The organism is Sinorhizobium arboris LMG 14919 (assembly GCF_000427465.1).
Classification (GTDB): Bacteria; Pseudomonadota; Alphaproteobacteria; order Rhizobiales; family Rhizobiaceae; genus Sinorhizobium; species Sinorhizobium arboris.
The window spans coordinates 2,689,467-2,711,568 of the sequence record NZ_ATYB01000014.1; the positions used below are offsets into that span (position 1 = coordinate 2,689,467).

General features: G+C 60.6%; 13 protein-coding genes and 2 pseudogenes. 8 read left to right on the forward strand and 7 right to left on the reverse strand.

From position 1 onward, the window contains the following. Window positions 1–1,356: a sn-glycerol-1-phosphate dehydrogenase gene (locus SINAR_RS0124355; RefSeq protein ID WP_028001505.1), complete on the reverse strand. Its 1,356-nt coding sequence runs from the start codon at window positions 1,354–1,356 to the stop codon at window positions 1–3. A gap of 111 nt (window positions 1,357–1,467) precedes the next feature. Here SINAR_RS0124355 and SINAR_RS0124360 point away from each other — a divergent pair, with 111 nt between their 5' ends. The 5 genes from SINAR_RS0124360 (at window position 1,468) to SINAR_RS0124380 (ending at window position 7,235) form a co-directional block, all read left to right on the forward strand. After that, complete coding sequence (locus SINAR_RS0124360; RefSeq protein WP_033057554.1) at window positions 1,468–2,454, forward strand: sugar-binding transcriptional regulator; 987 nt, start codon at window positions 1,468–1,470, stop codon at window positions 2,452–2,454. A 113-nt stretch (window positions 2,455–2,567) separates the two neighbouring features. Then, the gene (locus tag SINAR_RS0124365) at window positions 2,568–4,073 is read left to right on the forward strand and encodes a xylulokinase (RefSeq protein ID WP_028001507.1); all 1,506 of its coding nucleotides are present in this window, start codon (window positions 2,568–2,570) and stop codon (window positions 4,071–4,073) included. Window positions 4,074–4,238: 165 nt separating this feature from the next. Continuing rightward, window positions 4,239–5,225: an SPFH domain-containing protein gene (locus tag SINAR_RS0124370; RefSeq protein WP_028001508.1), complete on the forward strand. Its 987-nt coding sequence runs from the start codon at window positions 4,239–4,241 to the stop codon at window positions 5,223–5,225. A 9-nt stretch (window positions 5,226–5,234) separates the two neighbouring features. Next, entirely contained in the window at window positions 5,235–5,690 is a 456-nt protein-coding gene (locus tag SINAR_RS0124375; protein WP_028001509.1) for an NfeD family protein, read from the forward strand. A 108-nt stretch (window positions 5,691–5,798) separates the two neighbouring features. After that, window positions 5,799–7,235, forward strand: coding sequence for an outer membrane beta-barrel protein (locus tag SINAR_RS0124380; protein ID WP_028001510.1), 1,437 nt, complete (start codon window positions 5,799–5,801; stop codon window positions 7,233–7,235). 87 nt (window positions 7,236–7,322) lie between these two features. Here SINAR_RS0124380 and galU read toward each other — a convergent pair whose 3' ends face one another. Beyond that, on the reverse strand, window positions 7,323–8,210 hold the full coding sequence (gene galU / locus SINAR_RS0124385) for a UTP--glucose-1-phosphate uridylyltransferase GalU (protein ID WP_028001511.1): 888 nt from the start codon (window positions 8,208–8,210) through the stop codon (window positions 7,323–7,325). Window positions 8,211–8,509: 299 nt separating this feature from the next. Here galU and SINAR_RS0124390 point away from each other — a divergent pair, with 299 nt between their 5' ends. Both SINAR_RS0124390 and SINAR_RS0124395 read left to right on the forward strand, forming a co-directional pair. Next, the gene (locus tag SINAR_RS0124390; protein ID WP_028001512.1) at window positions 8,510–9,727 is read left to right on the forward strand and encodes a lytic murein transglycosylase; all 1,218 of its coding nucleotides are present in this window, start codon (window positions 8,510–8,512) and stop codon (window positions 9,725–9,727) included. 103 nt (window positions 9,728–9,830) lie between these two features. Further along, entirely contained in the window at window positions 9,831–11,093 is a 1,263-nt protein-coding gene (locus SINAR_RS0124395) for an SGNH/GDSL hydrolase family protein (protein WP_028001513.1), read from the forward strand. A 136-nt stretch (window positions 11,094–11,229) separates the two neighbouring features. On the opposite strand, the pseudogene SINAR_RS1000000138340 reads toward SINAR_RS0124395, so the two are convergent. From SINAR_RS1000000138340 to SINAR_RS0124415, 5 genes and pseudogenes are all read right to left on the reverse strand, one after another. Beyond that, window positions 11,230–11,409, reverse strand: a pseudogene (locus SINAR_RS1000000138340) (Y4oE-related protein); the annotation flags it as partial. Window positions 11,410–11,478: 69 nt separating this feature from the next. After that, window positions 11,479–11,763 (reverse strand): annotated as a pseudogene (locus tag SINAR_RS0124400) (Ros/MucR family transcriptional regulator); the annotation flags it as partial. 136 nt (window positions 11,764–11,899) lie between these two features. After that, window positions 11,900–14,914 (reverse strand): AMP-binding protein, encoded by a 3,015-nt coding sequence (locus tag SINAR_RS0124405; protein WP_028001515.1) that lies wholly within the window; start codon window positions 14,912–14,914, stop codon window positions 11,900–11,902. Between the two features lie 34 nt (window positions 14,915–14,948). Next, window positions 14,949–16,004, reverse strand: a complete 1,056-nt coding sequence (locus tag SINAR_RS0124410; RefSeq protein WP_028001516.1) for a glycine betaine ABC transporter substrate-binding protein — start codon at window positions 16,002–16,004, stop codon at window positions 14,949–14,951. A gap of 21 nt (window positions 16,005–16,025) precedes the next feature. Beyond that, window positions 16,026–21,314 (reverse strand): type I polyketide synthase, encoded by a 5,289-nt coding sequence (locus SINAR_RS0124415; RefSeq protein ID WP_158500203.1) that lies wholly within the window; start codon window positions 21,312–21,314, stop codon window positions 16,026–16,028. Here SINAR_RS0124415 and SINAR_RS1000000134735 point away from each other — a divergent pair. Then, window positions 21,306–22,085, forward strand: coding sequence for a 4'-phosphopantetheinyl transferase family protein (locus tag SINAR_RS1000000134735; protein ID WP_158500204.1), 780 nt, complete (start codon window positions 21,306–21,308; stop codon window positions 22,083–22,085). The genes SINAR_RS0124415 and SINAR_RS1000000134735 overlap by 9 nt on opposite strands. The last annotated feature ends 17 nt before the right edge of the window (window positions 22,086–22,102 follow it).

Consider the following 22,102-nt stretch of genomic DNA (forward strand, 5'->3'; position numbering starts at 1 on the left):
TCAGACCTCTCCTGCGACGAAATCCTCGAGGAGGCCTGCGTCGGCGGCGATATCGAGAAAGGTGTAACGGTTGCGCATTTCGCGGCAGTGCAGCACGGCCTCGCGGTAGAAGTCGGCAGGCAGGCCGAGATCGGCCGCCGTCATTGGGCCGCCGGCCTCCCGCAAGAGCCGCTCCATCTCGGCCACCGGCAGCGCGAAGGCCTCCAGTTCCCGGCGGAGCGTCGGCCAGAGACCGGTGAGCCTTTCATTGATCTCAGCGGCGGACCGCTCATCGAAAATCTTCGGCTGGATTTCGGCATAGCATTGCGGGGCGATGTCGCCGCCCATGCGTCGAGCCATGTCCGTCGGGTCGATCCTCGTGGGGCGGATGACCGGCGGCTTGTCGCTGTCGAGAAAGATGCGCTGCAGCCGCGCCATGGTGAGCGTAGCTACGCCCACCTGCTGTCCGTGCAGCGTGCCCGGATGGTTCTCGCCGGCAAAGCAGTCGATGTAGTGCGAGACCTGATGTTCGCCCATCGAGCCGTGATTCGACATGCCGGTGAAGGAGACGCCGAAGCCGCAAAGGGTAAGGACGCGGTGAAGATAGCCGTTCGCGCTGATGCTACCCTGAGCGATACCGGCCGCACGCGCGTTCAGCGCGCGCTCGTCGGCATCCTGAATGATGTAGGGTACGCCCGAATAGAGGCTGCCGATCAGCCGGTGCGACATCCACCAGTCGATCTGAGCGACAGAGCGCACGAGGCAATCGGCAAAACCCGCTGCCGAAAGATGGCGAGGTGCCGCGGCGGTCACCGCGAGATCGACGAAGAAACCGGCTGGCGCATGCGACGGCAGCGAAACCTTGAGGCCGTTTTCCAATGTGATTGAGGCCGTCGTGGACGTGTAGCCGTTCATCGAGGCGGCCGTCGCGAAAATGGCATAGCGGCGATGGGTGCGCCCGGTGACGAACTTGCAGAGGTCGTTGATCGTGCCGGAACCGACCGCGACCACGGCGTCCGCTTTCGCAAGCCTCTCGGTCAGGTCGTTCACGGTGCCCATGTCTGCATGCGGATGGTCGAGGATGACGGTATCGATCGGACCGAGGCTCTTCAGTGCGGTTGCGACGCGCCCGCCCATCGCGTCCCAGGTAGCCTCGTCCGCGACCACCGCATAGCGCTCGCCGAGCCCGAGACCGGCGAGGAGATCGGCCTCCGCGCCATCGAGGCTCTCTTTGATGACGATCTTCTCGTAGGGAACGGTCGCCCGGCTGCCCGTCTCAGGGTTGATCCAGTTGCCGTCAACGATGTCGTCGATGAGCGCCGTCCAGCCTCCTTCGGGCGCATCTGCGGCGATATTCCGCTGGCTTGCCGTTTCCATTCCCTCGGTCCGCTCTCCAATTTCGTAGCATGTGACAACACGCGTTGGCATATGTCAATACACATGACAGACATGATTGACAAATGCCACCGCCCTCTGCCAGATAACGGCATGGCAAGGGACAAGACTTCAGGCAGAACCGGCGAGGAATTGCCGGCAGGCGTGCCAACCGAATTCGACGATGCCGTCATGTGGGCCGCGTGGCTCTACTATGCGGACCAGATGACGCAGAGCGAGATCGCCAAGCAGCTCAACGTGTCACGCGCGACCATCGTCAATTACCTGCAAGAGGCGCGAGAGCGAGGCATCGTCTCCGTTAATATCAATCCCAAGGCCGGTGGTCGCACCAGCATCGCCCGCGCCCTGATGCAGAAGTTCGCCCTCCAGGGCGCCTTCGTCATTCCGAGCGGCGACGAGGAAGGCCTTTCGCAGCGGCTCGGTGATGCCGGCGCACGCGTGCTGGCCGATCAGATCGAGGATGGCGATACGATCGGCGTCGCGTGGGGCCGCACCGTTCTCGCCGTCGCCGACCGCATTTCGCTGACGCGCCCGGTCGGCAACCTGACTGTGGTGCAGGTCTCCGGCAGCTCGACCGGCGAGCCGAACTTCTCGCCCGAGCTTTGCACTTCTCTGCTTTCGAACCGCATCCACGCGCGCTGCGTCAACCTGCTGGCGCCGGCCGTGCTGTCGACGCGCGAACTGAAGGCGGCGCTGCTCAACGAGCCGGTGCTCCGGAAGCAGATGGACCTGGTGCATTCGACCAACCGCATTCTGTTCGGCGTCGGCGACATCGGGCCGAAGAGCACGGTGCGGGCCTCCGGCATTGCCAGCAAGGAGGAGATCGACGACTACGTGGCGCGCGGCGCCGCGGCTGTGATTATCGGACGCTTCATCGATGCGCATGGTGCTGCGATCGGCGGCGACCATGACGAACGGATGGTCGGCATCTCACTCGACGAGCTGAAGCAGGTGGCGAGCCGTATCTGCGTGGCCGGCGGCGCGGTCAAGATCGCCGCGATCACCGCCACGCTCGAAGCCGGCTACGCCACCCACTTCGTTACCGACATCGCCACGGGGGAGGCGTTGCTGGCGGAATGAACGGGCTGCCCGACCGGTAGTCAGGCGGACAGGGAGGAAAGGCCGCCGCATCGGCTGCGGCCTGAGGAGGACGGAAGGGACCCGCGTGGTCTTGCGTCGCGGAGGAGGTGCGCATGCAGCCGGACGAACGCTATGTCATCGGCATGGATTCATCGACTCAGTCCGTCAAGGCGGTCGCCTGGACGGCCGACGGCACACCGCGGGCCGAGGGCCGCGCACTGCACCGCATTTCGACACCGCATCCGTTCAAGGCGGAGCAGGACGCCGACGACTGGTGGTCGGCCGCCTGCCAGGCGCTGTCAGCGCTCATGCACGAGATCGATCCCGCCCGCGTCGATGGCATCGCGATTTCGAACCAGCGCGAAACGATGGTTCTGCTCGGCGAGGACCGAAAGCCGCTAGGCCCGGCGACTCTCTGGCTCGACCGCCGCGCGCAGGATGTGGTGCAGCCGCTCGCCGACGAATTCGGCGGCGAGCGGCTGCATGCGATCTCGGGCAAGCCGGTCGATGTCATTCCCTGCGTTTATCGCCTTCGATATTATCGCCAGCACGAGCCGGAATTGCTGGACCGCGCAGCGCATATTCTGAGCGCACACGATTTCCTGACTCAGAAGTTGACGGGTGAAGCCGCGGCAAGCTGGACCAGCGGCGATCCCTTCGGCCTCATGGATATCGAGACGAAGCAATGGTCGCGCGAAATTCTCGACTATCTCGGCATTCCGCTCGCCAAGCTGCCGCCGCTTTACCGCCCGGGCACCCTGATCGGCCGTGTGACCGCGGATGCCGCGAGGACGACGGGCCTGGCGGCGGGGATGCCGGTTTATGCCGGCGGCGGCGATGGCCATTGCGCCGGCCTCGGGGTCAATGTGATCAAGCCCGGCGTCGTCTATCTCAATCTCGGCACGGCCGTCGTCGGCGGCTGCTGGTCGCCGACGCGCAGGCTCAGCCGCCACTGGCGCACCTTGGTCTCGCCAAGTGGCGAAGGCTATCTGCTAGAAAGCTGCCAGCGCGCCGGCGCCTATTTCGTAAACTGGCTGCTGGACACCTTTGCCGGCGGCCGTTCGGACCCGGCCATTTTCGATCGGCTCGAAGCGGAGGCGGGCAGTCTGAACATCGGTTCGGGCGGCGTTACCGTCTGCTCCTATCTCATGGGCTGCATGGATCCGCACTGGGACGCCGATGCCCGCGCCACCTTCACGGGCATGGGTCCGGAGACAGGCATGGGCCATCTCTATCGTGCCTCGATGGAAGCCATCACGCTGGAATTCGTCCGTTCCCTTTCCGAGATGAAATCGATGGGAGTAGCCGCCGACCGCATCTTCGTCATCGGCGGCGGCGCCGGCAGCCCGCTTTGGAGGCAGATGATCGCCGACGCCAGCGGTTTGCCCGTCATTCGCAGCCTTTCCAACGAAGCCTCCGCGCTCGGCGCCGGCATGTCCGCTGCCGTCGGCGCCGGCTGGTACCGGCATTTCGGCGAGGCCGCCGACGCCATGTCGCGCCTTGCCGAACAGGTCGAACCGCGCCCTGCGACCGCGGATGCGTGGGCGGCGCTATCCCGCCGGCAGGTGAAGCTCTACCACGCAATCCGCCACCTCGATGATGCCGATAATGGGACCTGACGCGACGACATCTGCCGCGCGCAAGGCGTCGCAGAAACGCCATGCGATCGAACGAGGTGGAGTGCGGGCGGACATTGCAGTCACGCTTGAATTATCCGGGCGAATCGCCACCTGATGATTCGGGCGCGACTCCGAGCCTTGGAGTTGCAAAAGGAAGGGGCTGTCATGGGCGGTATGGATATCGCAGTCGTCGCGTTCGTCGTTGTCGTGATCCTCGTGCTCTTTGCCGGGATCAAGACCGTGCCGCAGGGCCATCGCTATACGGTCGAACGCTTCGGCCGCTACACGAGGACGATGGAGCCGGGGCTCAACCTCATCGTCCCCTTCATCGATCGCATCGGGTCGAAGCTGAGTGTGATGGAGCAGGTGCTCGACGTTCCGACGCAGGAGGTCATCACCAGGGACAATGCGAGCGTCTCGGCGGATGCGGTCGCCTTTTACCAGGTCTTGAATGCAGCACAGGCAGCCTATCAGGTGGCCGATCTGGAAAACGCGCTCCTCAACCTGACCATGACCAATATCCGCTCCGTCATGGGTTCAATGGACCTCGACGAACTCCTTTCGAACCGCGACACGATCAATGATCGGCTGCTTCACGTCGTAGACGAGGCCGCCAACCCCTGGGGCATCAAGATCACCCGCATCGAGATCAAGGACATCGCACCGCCGAAAGACCTGGTCGACGCCATGGCCCGGCAAATGAAGGCGGAACGCGAGAAGCGCGCGCAGGTGCTTGAAGCGGAGGGCTCCAGAAATGCGCAGATCCTGCGTGCCGAAGGCGCGAAGCAATCGGCGATCCTCCAGGCCGAGGGCCAGCGCGAGGCCGCCTATCGCGAGGCGGAGGCGCGCGAGCGCCTGGCGGAGGCGGAAGCAAAGGCGACCCGGATGGTCTCCGAAGCGATCGCCGCCGGCGACGTGCAGGCGATCAACTATTTCGTCGCGCAGAAATATACCGAGGCCCTTGCCTCGATCGGAACGGCGAACAATCAGAAGATCGTCCTGATGCCTATGGAAGCCGCCTCGCTCATCGGTTCTCTCGGCGGCATAGGCGCGATCGCGAAGGAAGTCTTCGGCGACGGCGCGGCGTCCTCCCCGCGCCAGCGCCAGTCCACGCCCCGAACAGGGCCGTCCGTTCCTTCGGAAACGCCCTGAGGATCGCCGATGATTGCACGCATCATCCTCGAACTCGGCCCCTGGAGCTGGTGGGTCCTGGGCCTCCTGCTGCTGGCGGCGGAGCTGATCCTGCCTGGCGTCTTCCTCGTGTGGATTGCGCTCGCCGCGCTCGTCACCGGGGCTCTCTCGCTGTTCTTGTGGGAGGCGTCATTCTGGAGCTGGCAGGTACAGCTCGTTGCCTTCGCCTTGCTTTCGGTCGCCTCTGTCCTCCTCGGGCGGCGCTTCGTCTCGTCTTCCGCCGAGAGCGACGAGCCGCTGCTCAACAAGCGCGGCGAAAGCCTCGTCGGACGGACGGCGGTGCTCGAGCAGCCGATCGCGGAAGGCCGCGGACGCGTCCGGCTCGACGACACGACCTGGTCCGTCGAAGGCCCCGATCTTCCGGCCGGGACGCGCGTGCGCATCGTTGCAGGCAGCGGCCGGCACCTGACGGTCGAGCAGGCCTGAGCACGTTGGAAAACCGCGATCTGAACGTGCCGTACGGAAACGATTGATTAACCACGCGCCTTTACGATTGCGAAACGATTGCAATCAGGTTTCGCGGACACACGGCGCATGGTGCCCAATATCTCACGCTCGATCATGACGGGCGCCTTGCGCTTGAAACCGCCGGCGTGGCTCGTTGCGGGCTGTGCTTTTCTGGCCTGTTCGCCTGCGAGCGCGCAAAGCCTCGACAAGCCGCCGCTGGCGGGCGCCTCTGTCGCCGCTCCGGCGGGCTTGCCGGTTCCCGCCACCGTCGACCCGCAGGCGACCGGCGCCGTTGCCGGCACCGACCTTCCGCCGGCCCTCGACGAGGACTTCAATCGCCTGAACCGGCGCGAGGAGACGATCGACGGGCTGCGCAGGCGGATCGACCCCGATGACGGTCAGGCACCCGGCATACGCATCGGCACTTTCGTCCTGAAGCCGGCGCTCAGCGAAACATTCAACCATGAGCGGCAGAAGAATGGCGGCAGCAGCCAGAGCCGGAGCTTCATGGAAACCGGGCTCAAGGGGTCGCTCACTTCCGACTGGTCCCGCCACCAGCTGAGCATCACCGGCGAAGGCGTGGTCCAGGACAACATATCCGGTGAGGGCAGAGAAGAGCCGCGCGCAGACATCGACGCCGAACTGCGCCTCGACCTCGGCGCGCAGACCATCGCAAGGCTGAGGGCGGGCTATAGCTTCGAACGCGAGGACGCGAACGATCCGAACGCCATCGCCAATGCCGACACCCAATCCGGCGTCGACACCTATCGCCTCGGCGCCGCGGTCGAGCGCGACCTCGGTCTCATTCGGGGCTCGCTCGGCGTGGATTTCGAGCGCCGTACCTATGGCGATGTCGAGCTCGACGACGGCACGACGCTTTCGCAGGAGGACCGCGACCGCAATCTGGGAACGCTCACCGGGCGGATAGGCTACGAGCTCTCGCCGGCGCTCATCCCGTTTCTCGAGGCCTCCGTCGGCAAGTCGATCTACGATCTGCGCCGCGATACTTTCGGCTTCGAGCGCTCCTATGAGAGCTATGCGGGACGCGCCGGCATGGAAGTCGATCTCGGCGAGAAGCTCAATGGAGAACTGGCGCTCGGTTACGAGACCTTCCGCTTCGACGACGCACGGCTCGGAGACCTGCGCGGATTGTCGCTCGACGGCCGCGTCAACTGGTCGCCTCAGCGCGGCACCGACGTCCTGTTCGGCATGCTGACCTATGTCGATCCGTCGACCACCCCCGGCGAGGCGGGATCGATTAACTACGAGCTGACGAACGTGGTCACGCATCAGCTGCGCTCGACTCTCGTCGGCCGGCTTTCGAACAGCGTCACTCTGCGCGATTTTCCTTCGGATGCCACCGCCTCCGACGAGACAACCTGGCGAACCGGCGCGGGGCTCACCTGGGACATGAGCCGCTATCTCGCTCTTACCGGAGACGTCAGCTACGAGCGCACGGAAAGGGATCAGGGCGCCTCCAGCGACACCGCGCGCGTGGGCGTCGGCCTGACGTTGCGGCGCTGATCGGAAGGCCGCGCCCGTTACATGTCTTGGTCCTTTAATCGGCGAGACACGCAGTGGCGCGGCGCACTCCTTGTTATCTGAGCGGGATCATTTCAGCCCTTGCAGGAGCGTCTTGAGCGGTCCCTCGACCGTGGGGCGAATGTCGCCGCGCTCGAGAGCGAAGGCGACGTTCGCCAGGATGAAGCCGTCCTTGGCACCGCAGTCATAGGTATCGCCGCGGAAGTGATAGGCGGCGAAGGCCTGCGTCTCGGCAAGCTTCACCATGCCGTCGGTCAACTGGATCTCGTTGCCGGCGCCGCGTTCCTGCGTCTCCAGAATCGGGAAAATCTCCGGCTGCAGAATGTAGCGGCCATTGATGAAGAAGTTCGACGGAGCCGTCCCCCGGGCCGGCTTCTCGACCATCCTGGTGATTCTGAAACCGTCGCCGACCGTCTCGCCCACTCCGACGATCCCGTATTTATGCGCCTGGTCGGGCGCGCACTCCTCGACCGCCACGACGTTGCCGCCGGTCTTCTCGTAAAGCTCGACCATACCCTTGAGGCAACCCTTTTCACCCTTCATGATCATGTCCGGCAGGAGCAGAGCGAAGGGCTCGCCGCCGACGAGATCGCGGGCGCACCAGACGGCGTGGCCGAGGCCCAGCGGCGCCTGCTGGCGGGTGAAGCTCGTGGTGCCGGCTTTCGGCAGCATGGCTTCGAGGAGCTCTATCTCCGCCTTCTTGTTGCGCTCGCGCAGCGTCTGGTCCAATTCGACCTGGATGTCGAAATAGTCCTCGATGACCGCCTTGCTGCGGCCGGTCACGAAAATCAGATGCTCGATACCGGCTTCGAGCGCCTCATCGACGACGTATTGGATGACCGGCTTGTCCACCACCGTCAGCATCTCCTTCGGAACCGCCTTGGTCGCGGGAAGGAAACGGGTCCCGAGACCTGCGACGGGGAAAACGGCTTTGCGGACTTTACGCTTGTCGGTCATTGGCACCTCCTTGCAGTGCTTCTCAGTCTAGTTTGAGACAGGAAATTGAATGGGGTTTAGTCGCCGATTGCCAATTTTTTGCGAAGGAAGACGACTCGGATTTTTCATGGTAAAGACTTTGTTGACTTCGTTTCTGTAGGCTTCTCCATGACCGCATGCGGCTAGCGCCGTCCGGTCCCTGGAAGAGCCGCATACCGCCCTTTCCGGTGGCCTGGTGCGGGCAAATTGCGAACTTCGGAGTAGTCGCTCCGGCATGAACGCCGGCTGAACGCTCCACCGAGAAACGGAACCGACAGCAGATGATGAGAAACCGCAGGACGTTCTTCCGACATATCGCCGCCGCTCTCGTTGTTGCCGCCGCTTTTGGGTCGTCGCCTGTGCGTGCGGATCAAGGTTTTCAGAACTGGATCAATAACTTCTATGCAACGGCTGCCAAAAGCGGCATCACTCAGGCGACCTATCGCAAGGCCTTTGCCGGTGTTAGGACGCCCGACCCTGCCGTGCTTGAAAAGGCCGCCTATCAGCCCGAATTCAAGCACAAGATCTGGGAGTATATCGACGCGCGTGTCAATCCGTACACCAAGCGGATAGGACAGGAAATGGCGGCGAAGCATGCGCGCACGCTCAACGCCCTCGAACGACACTACGGCGTCGACAAATCCATCCTGCTCGCCATCTGGTCGATGGAATCGAACTACGGCGCGATTCTCCAGAAGGACGACCGGCTGCACTATGTGCCGCGAGCGCTGGCGACTCTTGCCTATGCCGATTCGAGGCGGTCGAAATATGCCAAGACCCAGCTCATCGCGGCACTGAAGATCCTGCAGAGCGGCGACATCACCCCGCGGGAACTGACGGGTTCCTGGGCGGGTGCGATGGGGCACACCCAGTTCATTCCCACGAGTTATCTGCTCTATGCCGTCGATGCCGACGGAAACGGTCATCGCGACATCTGGAACTCGGTGCCGGACGCGCTGGCGACCGCCGCCAACCTCTTGCGGAAGAACGGCTGGCGCCCCGGCGAAACATGGGGCTACGAAGTCGTCCCGCCAGCCAATGCGGCGAAATATTCGGGCCAGACGAAGACGCTCGCCCAGTGGGCGGCCCTCGGTTTCGCCCGCCCCGGCGGCAAGGGTTTCAGCAATCCGCAGATGCGGGCCGAGTTGAAGCTGCCCGGCGGCGGCAACGGTCCCGGCTTTCTGATGACCAAGAACTTCTTCGTCATCAAGCGCTACAACGCCTCGGACTCCTATGCGCTCGGGGTCGGGCTTCTCGCCGATCAGATCGCAGGCTATGCCGGCATGCAGCAGCGCTGGCCGCGTCCGGACGGTTCCCTCGACATCAGCGAGAAATTCGAGCTCCAGAGCCGCCTGAAGGAACTCGGCTATTACGACGGAGAGGTGGATGGCAATTTCGGCTCAGGCTCGAAAGCGGCAATTCAGGCGTTTCAGACGCAGAACGGCCTGACGCCGGACGGCGAGCCGACACAGCGTCTCTTGCGCGCGCTGCGCAGGTGACCGCAGCCCTGGCTCTCTCCGGTCACGGCGATTCCCGATCAAACGGTGCCAATCGCCGTGATTTGGCGTATGCTTCCGGGAATGTCTGCCATTCGACGGTGAAATGACCATGCTGACGATCCGATACCGGGGAAAGGCGCTGCTTTCGCGTTTGCTTCGACTGGCCCCTGTCGGGGTGGGCGCGGCAGCCATGGTCATCGCCGGCTTCTTTGCCACTATGGCCGAGGCGCAGGAGCGCGTGCCCCGACGCAACGTGCTGCAGAGACTCTTCGGCGTCTTCACGCCGCAAAGACGCGTCTACTATGAGGATCAGTACGATTTTCGCCGGCAGCCGCAGCCGCAGCGCATACAGAGGCGCCGGGCGCAGCCGTCGGAAGCAAGGCAGCCCCGCCCGAGCCGGGCCAAGCCGCAGCCCGCAGCGGCGCCGCCGCAGGCGCCGGTCGTCGTCGAGAAATCTCCGGACGCCAAAAAGGTCCTGGTTGTCGGAGACTTCGTTGCGGGCAGCCTTGGCGACGGTTTGAAGGTTGCTTTCGAAACGACGCCGGGCATCGTGATCGAGACGCGGGCCAACGGCTCCTCGGGCATCGTCCGCAACGACTATTTCGACTGGCCGAAGGCGCTGCCCGACTACATCAGGGAGTTCAAACCCTCCGTCATCGTCGTAAGCCTCGGCGCCAATGATCGCCAGATGATGCGGATCGGGGACGCGCAGGAAAAGTTCCGGACCGACGCCTGGACGGAGGAATACCGAAAGCGCGTCAGTGCGCTGGCGACGCTTGCGCGCAAGGACAATCTTCCGGTGCTCTGGGTGGGCATGCCGCCCTTCCAGTCGACATCCATGACCGCAGACATGGTCACGTTCAACGGCATCTACCGCGAAGAGGTGGAGAAGATTGGCGGTCAGTTCATCGACATCTGGGACGGCTTCGTCGATGAGGAAGGCAAATTCGTTCTGACCGGCTCTGACATCAACGGTCAGCAGGTCCGCCTCAGGGGGTCGGACGGCATCAATCTGACGAAGGCCGGCAAGCGCAAACTGGCCTTCTATGTCGAGAAGGACATCCGCAAGCTGTTGGGCGAAGCGGCCGCGACCACGGACGTTCCTGGCGCGGAAGGTCTGAAGGACCTGGTCGTCAGCAAACCGCTTGCCAACGAGGATATCGTGAAGACGCAGCCGATCAGCCTTATCGACCCGGAACTGGACGGAGCGACCGCACTTCTCGGCGGCGATATGCCCCTCAAGAGTACGGGCAAGAGCCCGCGCGACCGGCTCATCGAAAAGGGAGAGGTTGTGGCCGCGCCGCCCGGACGCATCGACGATTTCCGGCTGACGAAGCAGGGGCCGGCGGGCAGGAATACCCGCTGATTGCGGAGTTGACGCCCGGAAAACCTAGCTGATTTCCGTCCATAAACGGTAGCCTTTCGGCAGAACTCGGACTTGGAAACCATGAGCTTGAGAAGGAAATGGGCGACCCCCATATTGTGAGCGCGCAGGGCTCAAGCCCAACGTGCTTGCGCTTCGCCAACTTCCGGAAAAGCCCGAACCAGAAACGGTACTCTGGCGTGTCCACGCCGCGGTACGCCTCAAGAGCGCAGTAGGCGACCGCTGGCGGCGTCTTTGCCGTGCTCGTCCACCGCTGCGTCGATAGCAGCTTCTTCGGTAGGTCTCGCCAGTCGACCATTTGCTCTCCTTTCTTCGCCGACATGCTCGCTTGCGATGACCACTCTCTGGCCGCGGCATCAGCCGAATTTCAGGCTGATCTTCTTGCGAGCAGGAGTGGGGCTTCAGCGGGCACTGATGCCGGTTTCTTTCCCAGCCCCGTCGCGCGTGCGAGTTCCGAGCGCTGTCGGGCATAGTTCGGAGCTGTCATCGGGTAGTCGGCTGGAAGCTTCCACTTTTCGCGATACTGCTCCGGCGTCAGACCGAACTTTGCCATGAGGTGGCGCTTGAGAGATGTGAACTTCTTGCCGTCGTCCAGGCAGAAGTCGTCTGCCACGGGTTTCTTGATCGGGACCGCGGGGCGTTGCTCCTCGGGCGCGGGCTCGGCTTTCGCCGGCCGAGCATTTGATGGAATGCTCAAGCATCGGCGCGGCTGTGGCAGATGGGTGGTTACCGTCCTCCCCTATCAGCCCCCCCTTGCGCCAGGGCCAAGCGACACCTGCGGAAATAGTCTATATCTCTCGAGTGGAAGTTCGCCTTGATTTTGTATTAGCGAGAACTTGGCGCCGCCTGTCCGAATGTGCGGCGAAATTGACTTCAGGCGCTTTTGATTCTCCCACCGAATGCCCGTACATCAATGCCTCGATGTGAGCAGCTTGCGAGGTCACCGTTGTATGGACGAAGAGATCCACGAGAGGAATTTTCACTTCGAAGAGGTCGGACAGTTGTCGTGCAAGTTCAGCGACCAAGATCGAGGAGCCACCTGCTGAAAAGAATGATTGCTGCAACGGCAGGTCGGCAATGTTCAGAATCGAAGACCAGACATCGGCTACCTGGTCGCGCACACTGCTATTTGCCGCCTTCCTTATCTTTATCGCCGCCGGTGGCCGCCGAGCCGCGATAGCCGGCAGAGCTGAGTAGTCGACCTTGCCGTTATATGTGAGCGGCATTCGTGAGAGATAGACGAACTCAGACGGGATCATGTAGTGCGGGAGAATGTTGCTGAGTGCCTTCCGAAAATGTTCATCGCGCACCCGGTCGGCAGCCCAGGTCAATGGCGCGGCGATTCTACCGCCACTTGGAATCGACTGGTGTGATCGCTCAAAAGCTGGCGAGAAGCTTCCAAGCGGAGTAACGGCTATGTCGATGTCGGCGCCCATGACCGGCTCGCTCCATCTAATGCAAACAGAGCGATGTTTGTTTTTTGCCCACATCCGGATCTCGTGGGGACCTAAATCGGCGAGCGCGTCCACGCCGGATCTTTCATCTCTGCCGTCGTAGTTCAAAGCCGGAGCATCCTCCAGAATTCGGCGGTTCGGTATCTTTCTCAGGATGAACGCACTCGGGGCGGAATCCAGCCACTGCGATAGGCGGTGGCCTTTTGAGGCAATGTCAATGAAGTCAAATACTTCGTTTACGTCGTGGTGTTGGCGGTCGTCTGAATCAAGATGCAAGACAGTATCGTAGCGAAATCGCGTCATCTCATCATTGCCGTCGCCGAGCCGCAAATCGATTTCAACGGCCGCAACACGCTTCAACCCTCTCGCTATCGTGTCAAATTCAGCAGGATCGAGCCACAGTTCGCCACGGCCAATCTCTTTTGCTCGGTTGCCAAGAACGGTATCCGAGAGCACGGCATTGGCCGAACGTATCTCAGCCGCCATGATGGATTTGAGGGAAGTGGCCGGAATATCGCCGATGATGACCTTCCCGCCGTTTCTGCACGCCGCGATGGCTTCTCGCAAAACGAGGGACAGATAGTCCTTGTCCGGAAAATATTGCACGACCGAATTCAGCAACACCACGTCGAACGGTTCGGAGACGCGCGCGCGCAGATCATGTGCAGCCGCGCAACTCAGTGACCACTGCGGCGACGATCCGACGCGATCCATCAAGCGGTTGCGAGCTGACTCTATGGCTGTGCTAGACAAATCGCATCCATGATACTTTGACAAACCCGCCAAAAGCAGGTGTTCCCCGAGCAAACCCACCCCGCATCCGACGTCGAGGACACTTTCCGGAGAAGATCGAAGAACGCGATCGGCGGTTGCGCGCGCCCAAGTTCTTACGGCTTGCTCTTCGATAGGGCTTCCGGTGAAGGTGGACGTATATCCCGTTCCTTCCGACATCTCAGAAGCTTCTTGCAATCGATATGTGGCGTCCCAGACGGAGCCCCAACTCTCTATGGCCTGCGCACGACTTTGCTCGTCAGCGACAATGTACGCCACCAGATGCTTTAAACCTCCGTCGCCTTCGACGATTTTTACCGCAGACTGCATGACACCTGGCAAACGTTCGAGAACGTGCTCGATCTCACCGGGCTCGATGCGGAAGCCGTTCAGTTTGAGCTGGCGGTCTTTCCTCCCCACATATGCCAAGCATCCGCCGGAGCGCTCTTCAACGATGTCGCCCGTCCGATATTCAAGCGCATCGCCATCGTCAGCCACGACGAACTTTCCCGCATTGAGGTCGGGTCGGCGGAAGTAACCGGCGGCGACACCAGGGCCAGTGATGCGGAGCTCTCCGGAGTTGTCACCTTCGGAAGCCGCTTCGATGGTGTAACCGGTTCCCGAGAGGGGACGGCCAATCGGTACGGACTTGGTGGGATCGACAAAGTCTTCGGCTGCAAGACGGTGGCCAAACGACCAGATCGTCGTTTCCGTTGGCCCATAAAGATTCCACGCAGCCCTCGAGCGATCGTGGAGAGTACGGGCCAGATCGAAAGGAAGGGCTTCGCCCCCGCAAAGAACGCCGACTTCGCAATCCTCAAACCAGCCGGACGAAACGATCATGCGCCACATCGCGGGTGTGGCCTGGACTAGGCATCGGTCTTGTCCTGCAACAAGGCGGATCAATTCCTCGCTGCTTTTCGACTCGTGGTCGTCGGCGAGAAGAATCGTTCCACCGCGGGCTAGCGGGAGAAGCAGCTCAAGAACGGATATGTCGAAGCCAAATGTCGTAGCCGCAACCATTTTGCCCCAATCGCGAAAGTTAATGAGTTGATCCACGGCGTCAACGAAGTAGGCGATGTTCCGGCGATGGACCATTACGCCTTTGGGACGACCCGTCGATCCGGACGTAAACATGATATAGGCCAGCGTTTCGTCATCGATCGCCGCTATTGGTAGAGCATAAACATCCTGTGCGGCGATCGAGCGGAGCGTAACCCGTGCGGGAGCTGGAAAGCTTTCCGAATCGTCGTCATCCACAACCAGGAAATCGAGATCCGCCATTTCGGCTATGAGTTTGTTTCGTGCAGCTGGCGAGTCGACAGGCAAGGGAACAAAGGTGGCCCCAAGGGTGAGAACGGACAGCAGAGTGGCAACCAAGTCGGGCGAGCGCCTGAGATGAAGTCCCACACGTGATCCGTGCGAGACGCCAGCCGCGAGGAAGGTCGCCGAGAGTGCCGCTATGCGCTCGGCGAGGGCACCGTAACTGATGGTTTCACCATGAAACTCGATGGCGATTGCACGGGGGTCTTGCAGACCAGCCTCGTGGATTCTGTGCAGGAAGCTCAAGTCGCTCATATCTTTCCCTCTCCGAGGTCGGCGTCGCAGCGAACTATTGAGTCAATGCTTTCGAAACCCGAGTTTCGACCGAATCGGGCACCCATTTTTCCCAGTTGCTCCGGTAGTTTTTCAGGAAGTGGAGCGCCGTTTCTTCGGGGCTGGCCCTTTCTCGATGCATATAGGCAGCGAGTTCACCCATGGTTTGCGTGCCAATGAACATCGAACGCAGGAAGCTGACGATGTCGGGATTATCCTCGACCATTTTCCGCGTGGCATATTTCAGGATTGGTATCGTCTCGTAGGCACATGCGCGCTCCGCCGGCACTCCGGGCTGGAACGGCGTCAGCACTTTTTCGATCGAGGCCCAGCAAGCTAATTCGTAAGGCGGCTCCTCCAGCAGCGTGAGATCGATCATGCTCGGAATGGCGCTGGGCGCCCAATAGTAGGTGACGAAAGGACGTCCGGCTTCGTATTCCTTGAGAACGATCTTGTTCAGTTCATTCTCGGTCGCTGGCTCGATCGAATTTAGCTCCTTATCCAAGCCATAAGTTGCAAGCTTGATGAGATTTATTTCCCTGCAGGCCCATCCGGGAATGCAATTTACAAGCATCGCTTCTTTATCCGGATTGCTTTGTCGGAACGCCTCGGCATAGCGGGCGAGATCGGCAACACCTTTGAGGTCTGGCGCTATTGCCTTGATGCCGCGCGCGGAATCGCCCTTGATGACGTAGGTGGGAACATAGAACCCTTGGGAGGCGCTTTCATAGGTTTGCCCGAGTTCGACAATAGCGCCAGCGTCGACCTGTGCATTAACCCATTCGGCCATGAGGTTGTTGTACATTTCGAGGTTGACGTCCATGGTCCCGTTCTCCATCGCTGCCTGCATTTTTGGGACATTGGATTCGACATTGACAGCGTCGCGCTCAAAACCTTTGCTGATGATGTAGATGGCTATCGCATTGCTGATCTGTATGTTTTCCCAACCACCGTCGTAGAAGGTGATGGGTTTACGCCCATCATGCGCCCAGGCTGCCTGAGAATGCAGGATGCAACTCATCCCGATTGCGAAGAGGGTCGCGTGAATACGGGCCTTCATCGTCGAATGCATGGCAATCTCCGTTATAGACTCTCAGATGGAAGAAGAGACCTTGAATTCCGTTCTGCGGGCCTCATTGAGATGCTTCGCAAGCGTGCGCGAGGCGATCTCGATGAGGAATTGACTTTGGGTTTCCATAAAATAGTGGTCGCCCGGGCAAAAATGAGTGGTGAGGTGCGTGGTTGAGTGCGCCTGCCATGCGAGAATGTGCTGACCGGTTGTATAGGGATCGGCCCGCCCCCCCAGTGCAGTAATGGGTACGGCGAGGGGTAACTTGGGCTGGTAAACGTATGTGTTGTTCAGCTGGTAGTCGGCTTTTATCACCGGCAGCATCAGGGAAAGAAGCTCGGGATCCCTGAACAGCGCCTTGTTATTCGCGAAGTTTACATCCTGAAGCATGTCGATGAAGTCCTGATCGGTCGCTAGGCCGGAACGTGCGGCCGTGGCACCGAACTGAACGGCATCGATCGCAGCCTGGGCTTCAGTGTAGATTTGCGGGGCTCTCGAGCCTGCCACGAAGAGGTGTAGGGGCAGCAGGCCACATGCACGATGTAAATGATGGGTCAGTTCGAAGGCCTGCACCCCTCCGATGCAATGTCCAAAGAAGGCAAATGGCCTGTCGAGGTAGTCCGCCAGTACCGGCACCATCTCATCAACAAGCTCCTCCATCGTTTTGTGTGGAGATTCCCCGAGCCGAGATCCTCGCCCTGGAAGCTGAACGATCGCGACTTCGATGTCTGAACCGAATCCGTCAGCCCACCCGTTGAAGACCGCAGGGCCACCGCCAGCATAGGCAAAGCAGACCAGTTTGAGCCGCGGATCGACGCCTTTCTTCGTGACGACAAGAGGTTCCCGCGTGGCAGGCACTGCCGCGACTCTTTGTGTCTTCAAGGACGTATCGGCTTGGATTTTGTCCAGAACGAACTGTGCAATATCGCTGACGGAGGCTCCCGCGAACAGCGGCCCAAGGGGAAGGGTCACATCCAGTGATTTCAAGGCATTTCGCAGTTCCAGTGTGGTGAGCGAATCGAAACCCATGCGATTAATTGGTACGTCTGTCGCAATGGTTTCCTGCGCTGCTCCGATTGTTTTTGCAACGACCAAGGACACGGCGGCGGTGACGAACTTCTCCCGCTCTCCGTTCTGAAGCGCAGCCGCCTCTTCCTTGAAATGTCGCTTCATCTGCCGCGGCGTCTCGTGGACCTTCCCGTCGACCGCTACCTGCGATAGCAGCGGTGGCATCCGTCCACCGAACTGAGCGAGATAGTTGGTCCAATCGATCGGAAATGCGCCGTACACACCCGAGCGGCCGAGGAGCGAACCCAGTCTCGCCAGGCCCTCTTCCGGGGAGAAGGATCGAACCCCCATCGCCGACAATCGCGCTCTTTGTGGTCCGCTGAGCGTTGAGGACATTCCTTCGCCTTCCCAGGGACCCCAGCATATGGCAAGGCCGGGGAGACCTTCTCGAACCCGCCTTGTCACTATGCCTTCCATGGCCGCATTGGCGGCGACATAGGCAGATTGGCCCTTGAAACCCAGCATCGACGAGAGGGACGAAAAGCATACGAAGAAATCGAGATCGCGCCCTCGCGTATGTCGGTCGAGCGTGATCGTGCCTTGGAATTTCGGCCTCAGAGCCCTGCCGAGAGAATCATCCGAAACGTCGGGGAACATGCTGCTCTCGTTGACGCCCGCAGCATGGAAGATTCCCTTCAGAGGAAAGCCGGAGGCGTCGATCCTCTCGAAGAGTAGCGCAATGTCCGTATCAGACGCCACATCGGCAGGCTCGAATCGGAGATTTGGTGCTGCCATTTGCAGCGATGCAAGCTCGCGCCGCTTCACATCGTGGTCCACCGATCGACCGACGAGCACAATGTTTTTGGCTCCTTCATTCGCGAGCCATCGCGCGACCGACTTTCCTATGCCGCCAAGTCCGCCTGTGATCACGTAGGTCGCGTCGCCGTCAATCGCGATCGGCGACGTCTCCGCGAGTTCAATATCTTGTAGTCTCGCCGCGAAGCTGCGGCCTGCGCGAAATGCGCTCTGGTCTCCGACTTCGCCTTTCAACAGACGGTTTACCGCCGTTTTGGTCGAGACATCGTCTAAATCGACGAGGGAGCCCCAGATGTCGGGATGCTCGTTTGCGAACACCGTGCCTAGGGACCAGATGGCTGCCTGCGCAGCGTCGGTGGAGACGTCCTGTTCGCCGACGCTGACGGCGTTTCGAGTGACGAGATGCACACGGAAATCGAGCGAGCCATCCCATCTAGACATCTCGCGAAGAAACTCTGCCGTCTCAAAGATCGATTCCAGGGCGGCGTTTTCGTCCGCGGCTTCGGCAATCTCGCGCGGACAGGCCACATATATTACCTCGCACTTGGGAGGCGTTTCGCCTTCCGTGGCGTTGCGGATTAGGTATTGTACGTGCTCGACCTTCATCTCATCGACATACATGACGATCGGCCGTCGATCTCGCCATCTCCTTTCCGTTGTCCGGCCGATCTGCTGCTCAATGACCGTTGTTAACTCAGTTGCGGAGCTTCGGCGGGTGCCGCACAGCAGCAAGACATCCGGCGCAAATTGTCGTGGTGGTGGGATGTTTTCTTCCGTGACCCAGACGGTGCTGTGGAACCACGGTTCCGCCGGAGTATCGGGCGCCGGCCAGAACCGACGACGTTGAAAAGGATAGGTCGGAAGCGGAACGCGTCTCCGCTTCTTCTCCTTATATACTTCCCGCCACGCTAGATTGGCGCCGCCCTTGTACAGCTCCGCCAATGCGACGGCGTCATGCTCGCGATCATCGACCGTATCGTTCAGTGCAGAGACCCAGGTGGTTTCTTCGCCTTCTGAATGGTCGCTAAGGCAGAGCTTCCCAAGGTTTGAGAGAATCGGACGGGGGCCGATTTCGAGGAAAATTTCCACCCCCCTCTGCAGTGCTGCTTCTACGCTTTGCGCAAATAATACCGGCTTGCGGAGATGATCGCACCAATATGCCGGGCTTGATATTTCCTGTGGCGAGATCGTGCCGGTTACATTCGTGATTATGGGCACCTTCGCGGGCGAGAATATCACGGTTTCTGCTACACCGGCGAATGCTGGAAGGATCGGCTCCATTAATGGGCAATGAGAAGCAACGGAAGCATTCACGATGGTGTTGGTAATCTCTCGGGCGCTTAAATCTTCCCGCAAGGCAATGATCTCGCCGGCAGCCCCGGAAACGACGACGCTGTTCGGCGCGTTGATTGCCGCAATCCATAGCTTGCCACCGCGCTCTGCGATGAGACGTGTGGCCTCCTCGGCGTTAAGCGCGACCGCCAACATGGATCCGGCGGGTTGAGCCTCCTGCATGAGCCGGCTGCGAGTTGCGACCAGGCGCAGTGCATCGCGAAAATCGACAAGCCCTGAAAGACACGCGGCGGTGTATTCCCCGAGACTGTGTCCAATCAGAACATCGGGTTTGATGCCGCGGCTCACCCAGAGTTGGGCAAGCGCATATTCAAAGGCCAGCAGCGCTGGTTGCGCGTAGCGCGCCTGATCAATCAGTGTAGTGGCGGAAGCAGCTGGAGAGATGATGTCGAAGAGATTTGTGCCGCAGGCTTGCTCCACAAGCGGGGCAGCGGTCTGAATCCAATGACGGAAGACGGGTTCGCAGTCGTAAAGCACCCGCCCCATTCCGACATACTGAGCACCTTGCCCTGGAAACAGGAATGCGATCTTGCCGGTACCGGTCTTCGCTACGCTGCTAACTGTCTTCGACAGGTGGTCGAAATGCTCAGCCATCTTTGAGCGATCTGACGCAACAACAGCGAGACGATGTGGCAATGCCGCAAGCCCTGTGTTTGCGCTGTAAGCGATGTCCGGCAGCTTGGCGGTTCCGGAAGAGAGCAGGAAATCACGGTATCTGGACGCCAAATCGCGCAGCGCCTGTTCCGAATGCGCTGATAGGGCGAGAACTTCTGGTTTCGAAGCTTCGGCAAGTTCGCCGGATGCCTTTCGCGGCGGGGCCTCCTCAAGAATGACGTGGACGTTGGTCCCGCCAACTCCCAACGAGGTCACGCCAGCGCGACGAGGCCCATCACTTATCCAGTCCAACGGCTCCGTATTGATGAAAAACGGTGTTCCTTCAAAGCTGATCTCGGGATTAAGCCCGTCGAAGTGGAGGGTGGGGGGAATCGTTCGATGTTGCAGGCTGAGGACGGCCTTGATCAGCCCGGCAATTCCGGCGGCTGCCGAAAGGTGGCCGATGTTCGTCTTGACCGCGCCCAAGACGCAGGTCGCCGGCTTTACGCGCGGACCTGCGAAGACTTCGGACAGAGCCCGCGCCTCGATCGGATCTCCCAAAGGTGTCCCGGTACCGTGAGTTTCGACATACGTTATGCTGTCGGGCGCGACACCCGCATTTGAAAGGGCTTGCCTGATAACGTCGGCCTGCCCGCGTACGCTCGGCGCTCCAAAACTGGCCTTGTCCGCTCCATCGTTGTTGGCTGCGGAACCTCTGATAACCGCATGGATGAAATCACCATCGGCGATGGCATCCTCGAGGCGCTTCAACGCGACCACACCAACACCGCTTGCAAATACGGTGCCGTCCGCCGATGCATCAAAAGCGCGGCAATGCCCGTCGCTCGACACTATTCCGCCCGGTTGGTGGAGATATCCGATACCGTGAGGTACGAGAACCGATGATGCGCCCGCAAGCGCGATGTCGCACTCTCCCAATTGGAGACCCTGGCAGGCAAGATGAACCGCCAGAAGTCCCGTCGAGCAGGCGCTCTGGACATTGATGCTCGGTCCGCGCAGGTCGAGTTTAAAAGATGTCCTCGTGCAGACATAGTCCTTGTCGTTGCCCAGCATCGTGAGGAAACCGGACGCGGTGTCGAGATAACGATTGGTTTCGCCGTCCGCATTCTCCTGGGCATGATAATGGAGCAGATAGGTATTCGGACCTGCTCCCCCGTAAACGCCGACCAAAAGATCGTCGCGCCTTTGTAGTCCGCCGGCCGCTTCGAGTGCCTCCCATGCGCATTCCAAGAATAGACGGTGCTGGGGATCGGTTGTCTCCGCTTCCTTTGCTGTCATCTTGAAGAGGTCTGCATCGAACTTGTCGAAATTCTCCAAGGCGGCTCCGGCCGGAATATAATCGGCGCCTTTTAGCGTGGCGTCTGGCACGCTATGTTGCCGCAGTCGTTCCTGGGATATGCGGACGATGCTTTCGCGCTTTGCGATCAGATTTTCCCAGAAGGCATGCGTTGTGTCGGCGTCCGGAAACCGGCATGCAATACCCACAACCGCTACTTCGTTGCCTTGAAAATCATGTTTCATGACGTCGCTCATTTTCATCAAGTGAGAGTTCGTTTAGCTTCAGGAGATGTAACGGCAGGCTTTTCCCGCGGCTCAAGTCGCAAGAAGTGTGCTCAGCAGACGCTTTTTGGAGAGAAGATGCTCCCGTTGAAAAAGGGTGTTGTTGGAGATGAGTGTGTTTATAGTTTCTATGACATCGGAAGTTTCGTATCCGGCAAGGAGCCAATCCCTGAAAGACTGCGGGTCCGTTTGCCGGCCGATGAGCTTCGCGAGACGAGCTTGGTGGTCGATGCCGCCGAACGAACGAGGCGGTTGGTGGCCAAAGCGATCTTGAGGGGGAACCTTGCCAACATTCTCGACGTTGAGCCGTCTTCGCTTGTCTTCGGCCGGGGGCCAACGGGCAAGCCATTTCTCTCCACCCAGCGCTTTCAGTGGCTTCGATTTAACCTTTCGCACTCCGGTGATTTTGTAGCGACCGCAACGGGCCGCACTGAGCTTGGCATCGACATCGAGAGGCATCGTCTCGTAAGTGACGCCGGCGACTTGATGCACAGATATTTTTGTGAAGACGAGCATCAGTTGTTCCTCGGAACCGACGTCAGCAGCCAAATGGAAACGTTCTTTTCGCTGTGGACCCGTAAGGAGGCGCTTTTGAAGGCTATGGGAACCGGGTTCAGTCGCCTCCTCGACAGCGTTTCGGTGGTTCGAGATGACGTCATCGAAGGCAGTTGGAGAGTATGTTCCATCGTTGCACCCATCGGTTACTCCGCTGCAATTTCGTGGCACCTCTGACGTAGATCGGCTCAGCT

Excerpts from the sequence above, each read along its gene's own strand:
- SINAR_RS0124355 (WP_028001505.1), bottom strand. The coding sequence starts at position 1,356 with ATGGAAACGGCAAGCCAGCGGAATATCGCCGCAGATGCGCCCGAAGGA.
- SINAR_RS0124360 (WP_033057554.1), top strand. The coding sequence starts at position 1,468 with ATGGCAAGGGACAAGACTTCAGGCAGAACCGGCGAGGAATTGCCGGCA.
- SINAR_RS0124365 (WP_028001507.1), top strand. The coding sequence starts at position 2,568 with ATGCAGCCGGACGAACGCTATGTCATCGGCATGGATTCATCGACTCAG.
- SINAR_RS0124370 (WP_028001508.1), top strand. The coding sequence starts at position 4,239 with ATGGGCGGTATGGATATCGCAGTCGTCGCGTTCGTCGTTGTCGTGATC.
- SINAR_RS0124375 (WP_028001509.1), top strand. The coding sequence starts at position 5,235 with ATGATTGCACGCATCATCCTCGAACTCGGCCCCTGGAGCTGGTGGGTC.
- SINAR_RS0124380 (WP_028001510.1), top strand. The coding sequence starts at position 5,799 with ATGGTGCCCAATATCTCACGCTCGATCATGACGGGCGCCTTGCGCTTG.
- galU (WP_028001511.1), bottom strand. The coding sequence starts at position 8,210 with ATGACCGACAAGCGTAAAGTCCGCAAAGCCGTTTTCCCCGTCGCAGGT.
- SINAR_RS0124390 (WP_028001512.1), top strand. The coding sequence starts at position 8,510 with ATGATGAGAAACCGCAGGACGTTCTTCCGACATATCGCCGCCGCTCTC.
- SINAR_RS0124395 (WP_028001513.1), top strand. The coding sequence starts at position 9,831 with ATGACCATGCTGACGATCCGATACCGGGGAAAGGCGCTGCTTTCGCGT.
- SINAR_RS0124405 (WP_028001515.1), bottom strand. The coding sequence starts at position 14,914 with ATGAGCGACTTGAGCTTCCTGCACAGAATCCACGAGGCTGGTCTGCAA.
- SINAR_RS0124410 (WP_028001516.1), bottom strand. The coding sequence starts at position 16,004 with ATGCATTCGACGATGAAGGCCCGTATTCACGCGACCCTCTTCGCAATC.
- SINAR_RS1000000134735 (WP_158500204.1), top strand. The coding sequence starts at position 21,306 with ATGTTTCATGACGTCGCTCATTTTCATCAAGTGAGAGTTCGTTTAGCT.
- SINAR_RS0124415 (WP_158500203.1), bottom strand. The coding sequence starts at position 21,314 with ATGAAACATGATTTTCAAGGCAACGAAGTAGCGGTTGTGGGTATTGCA.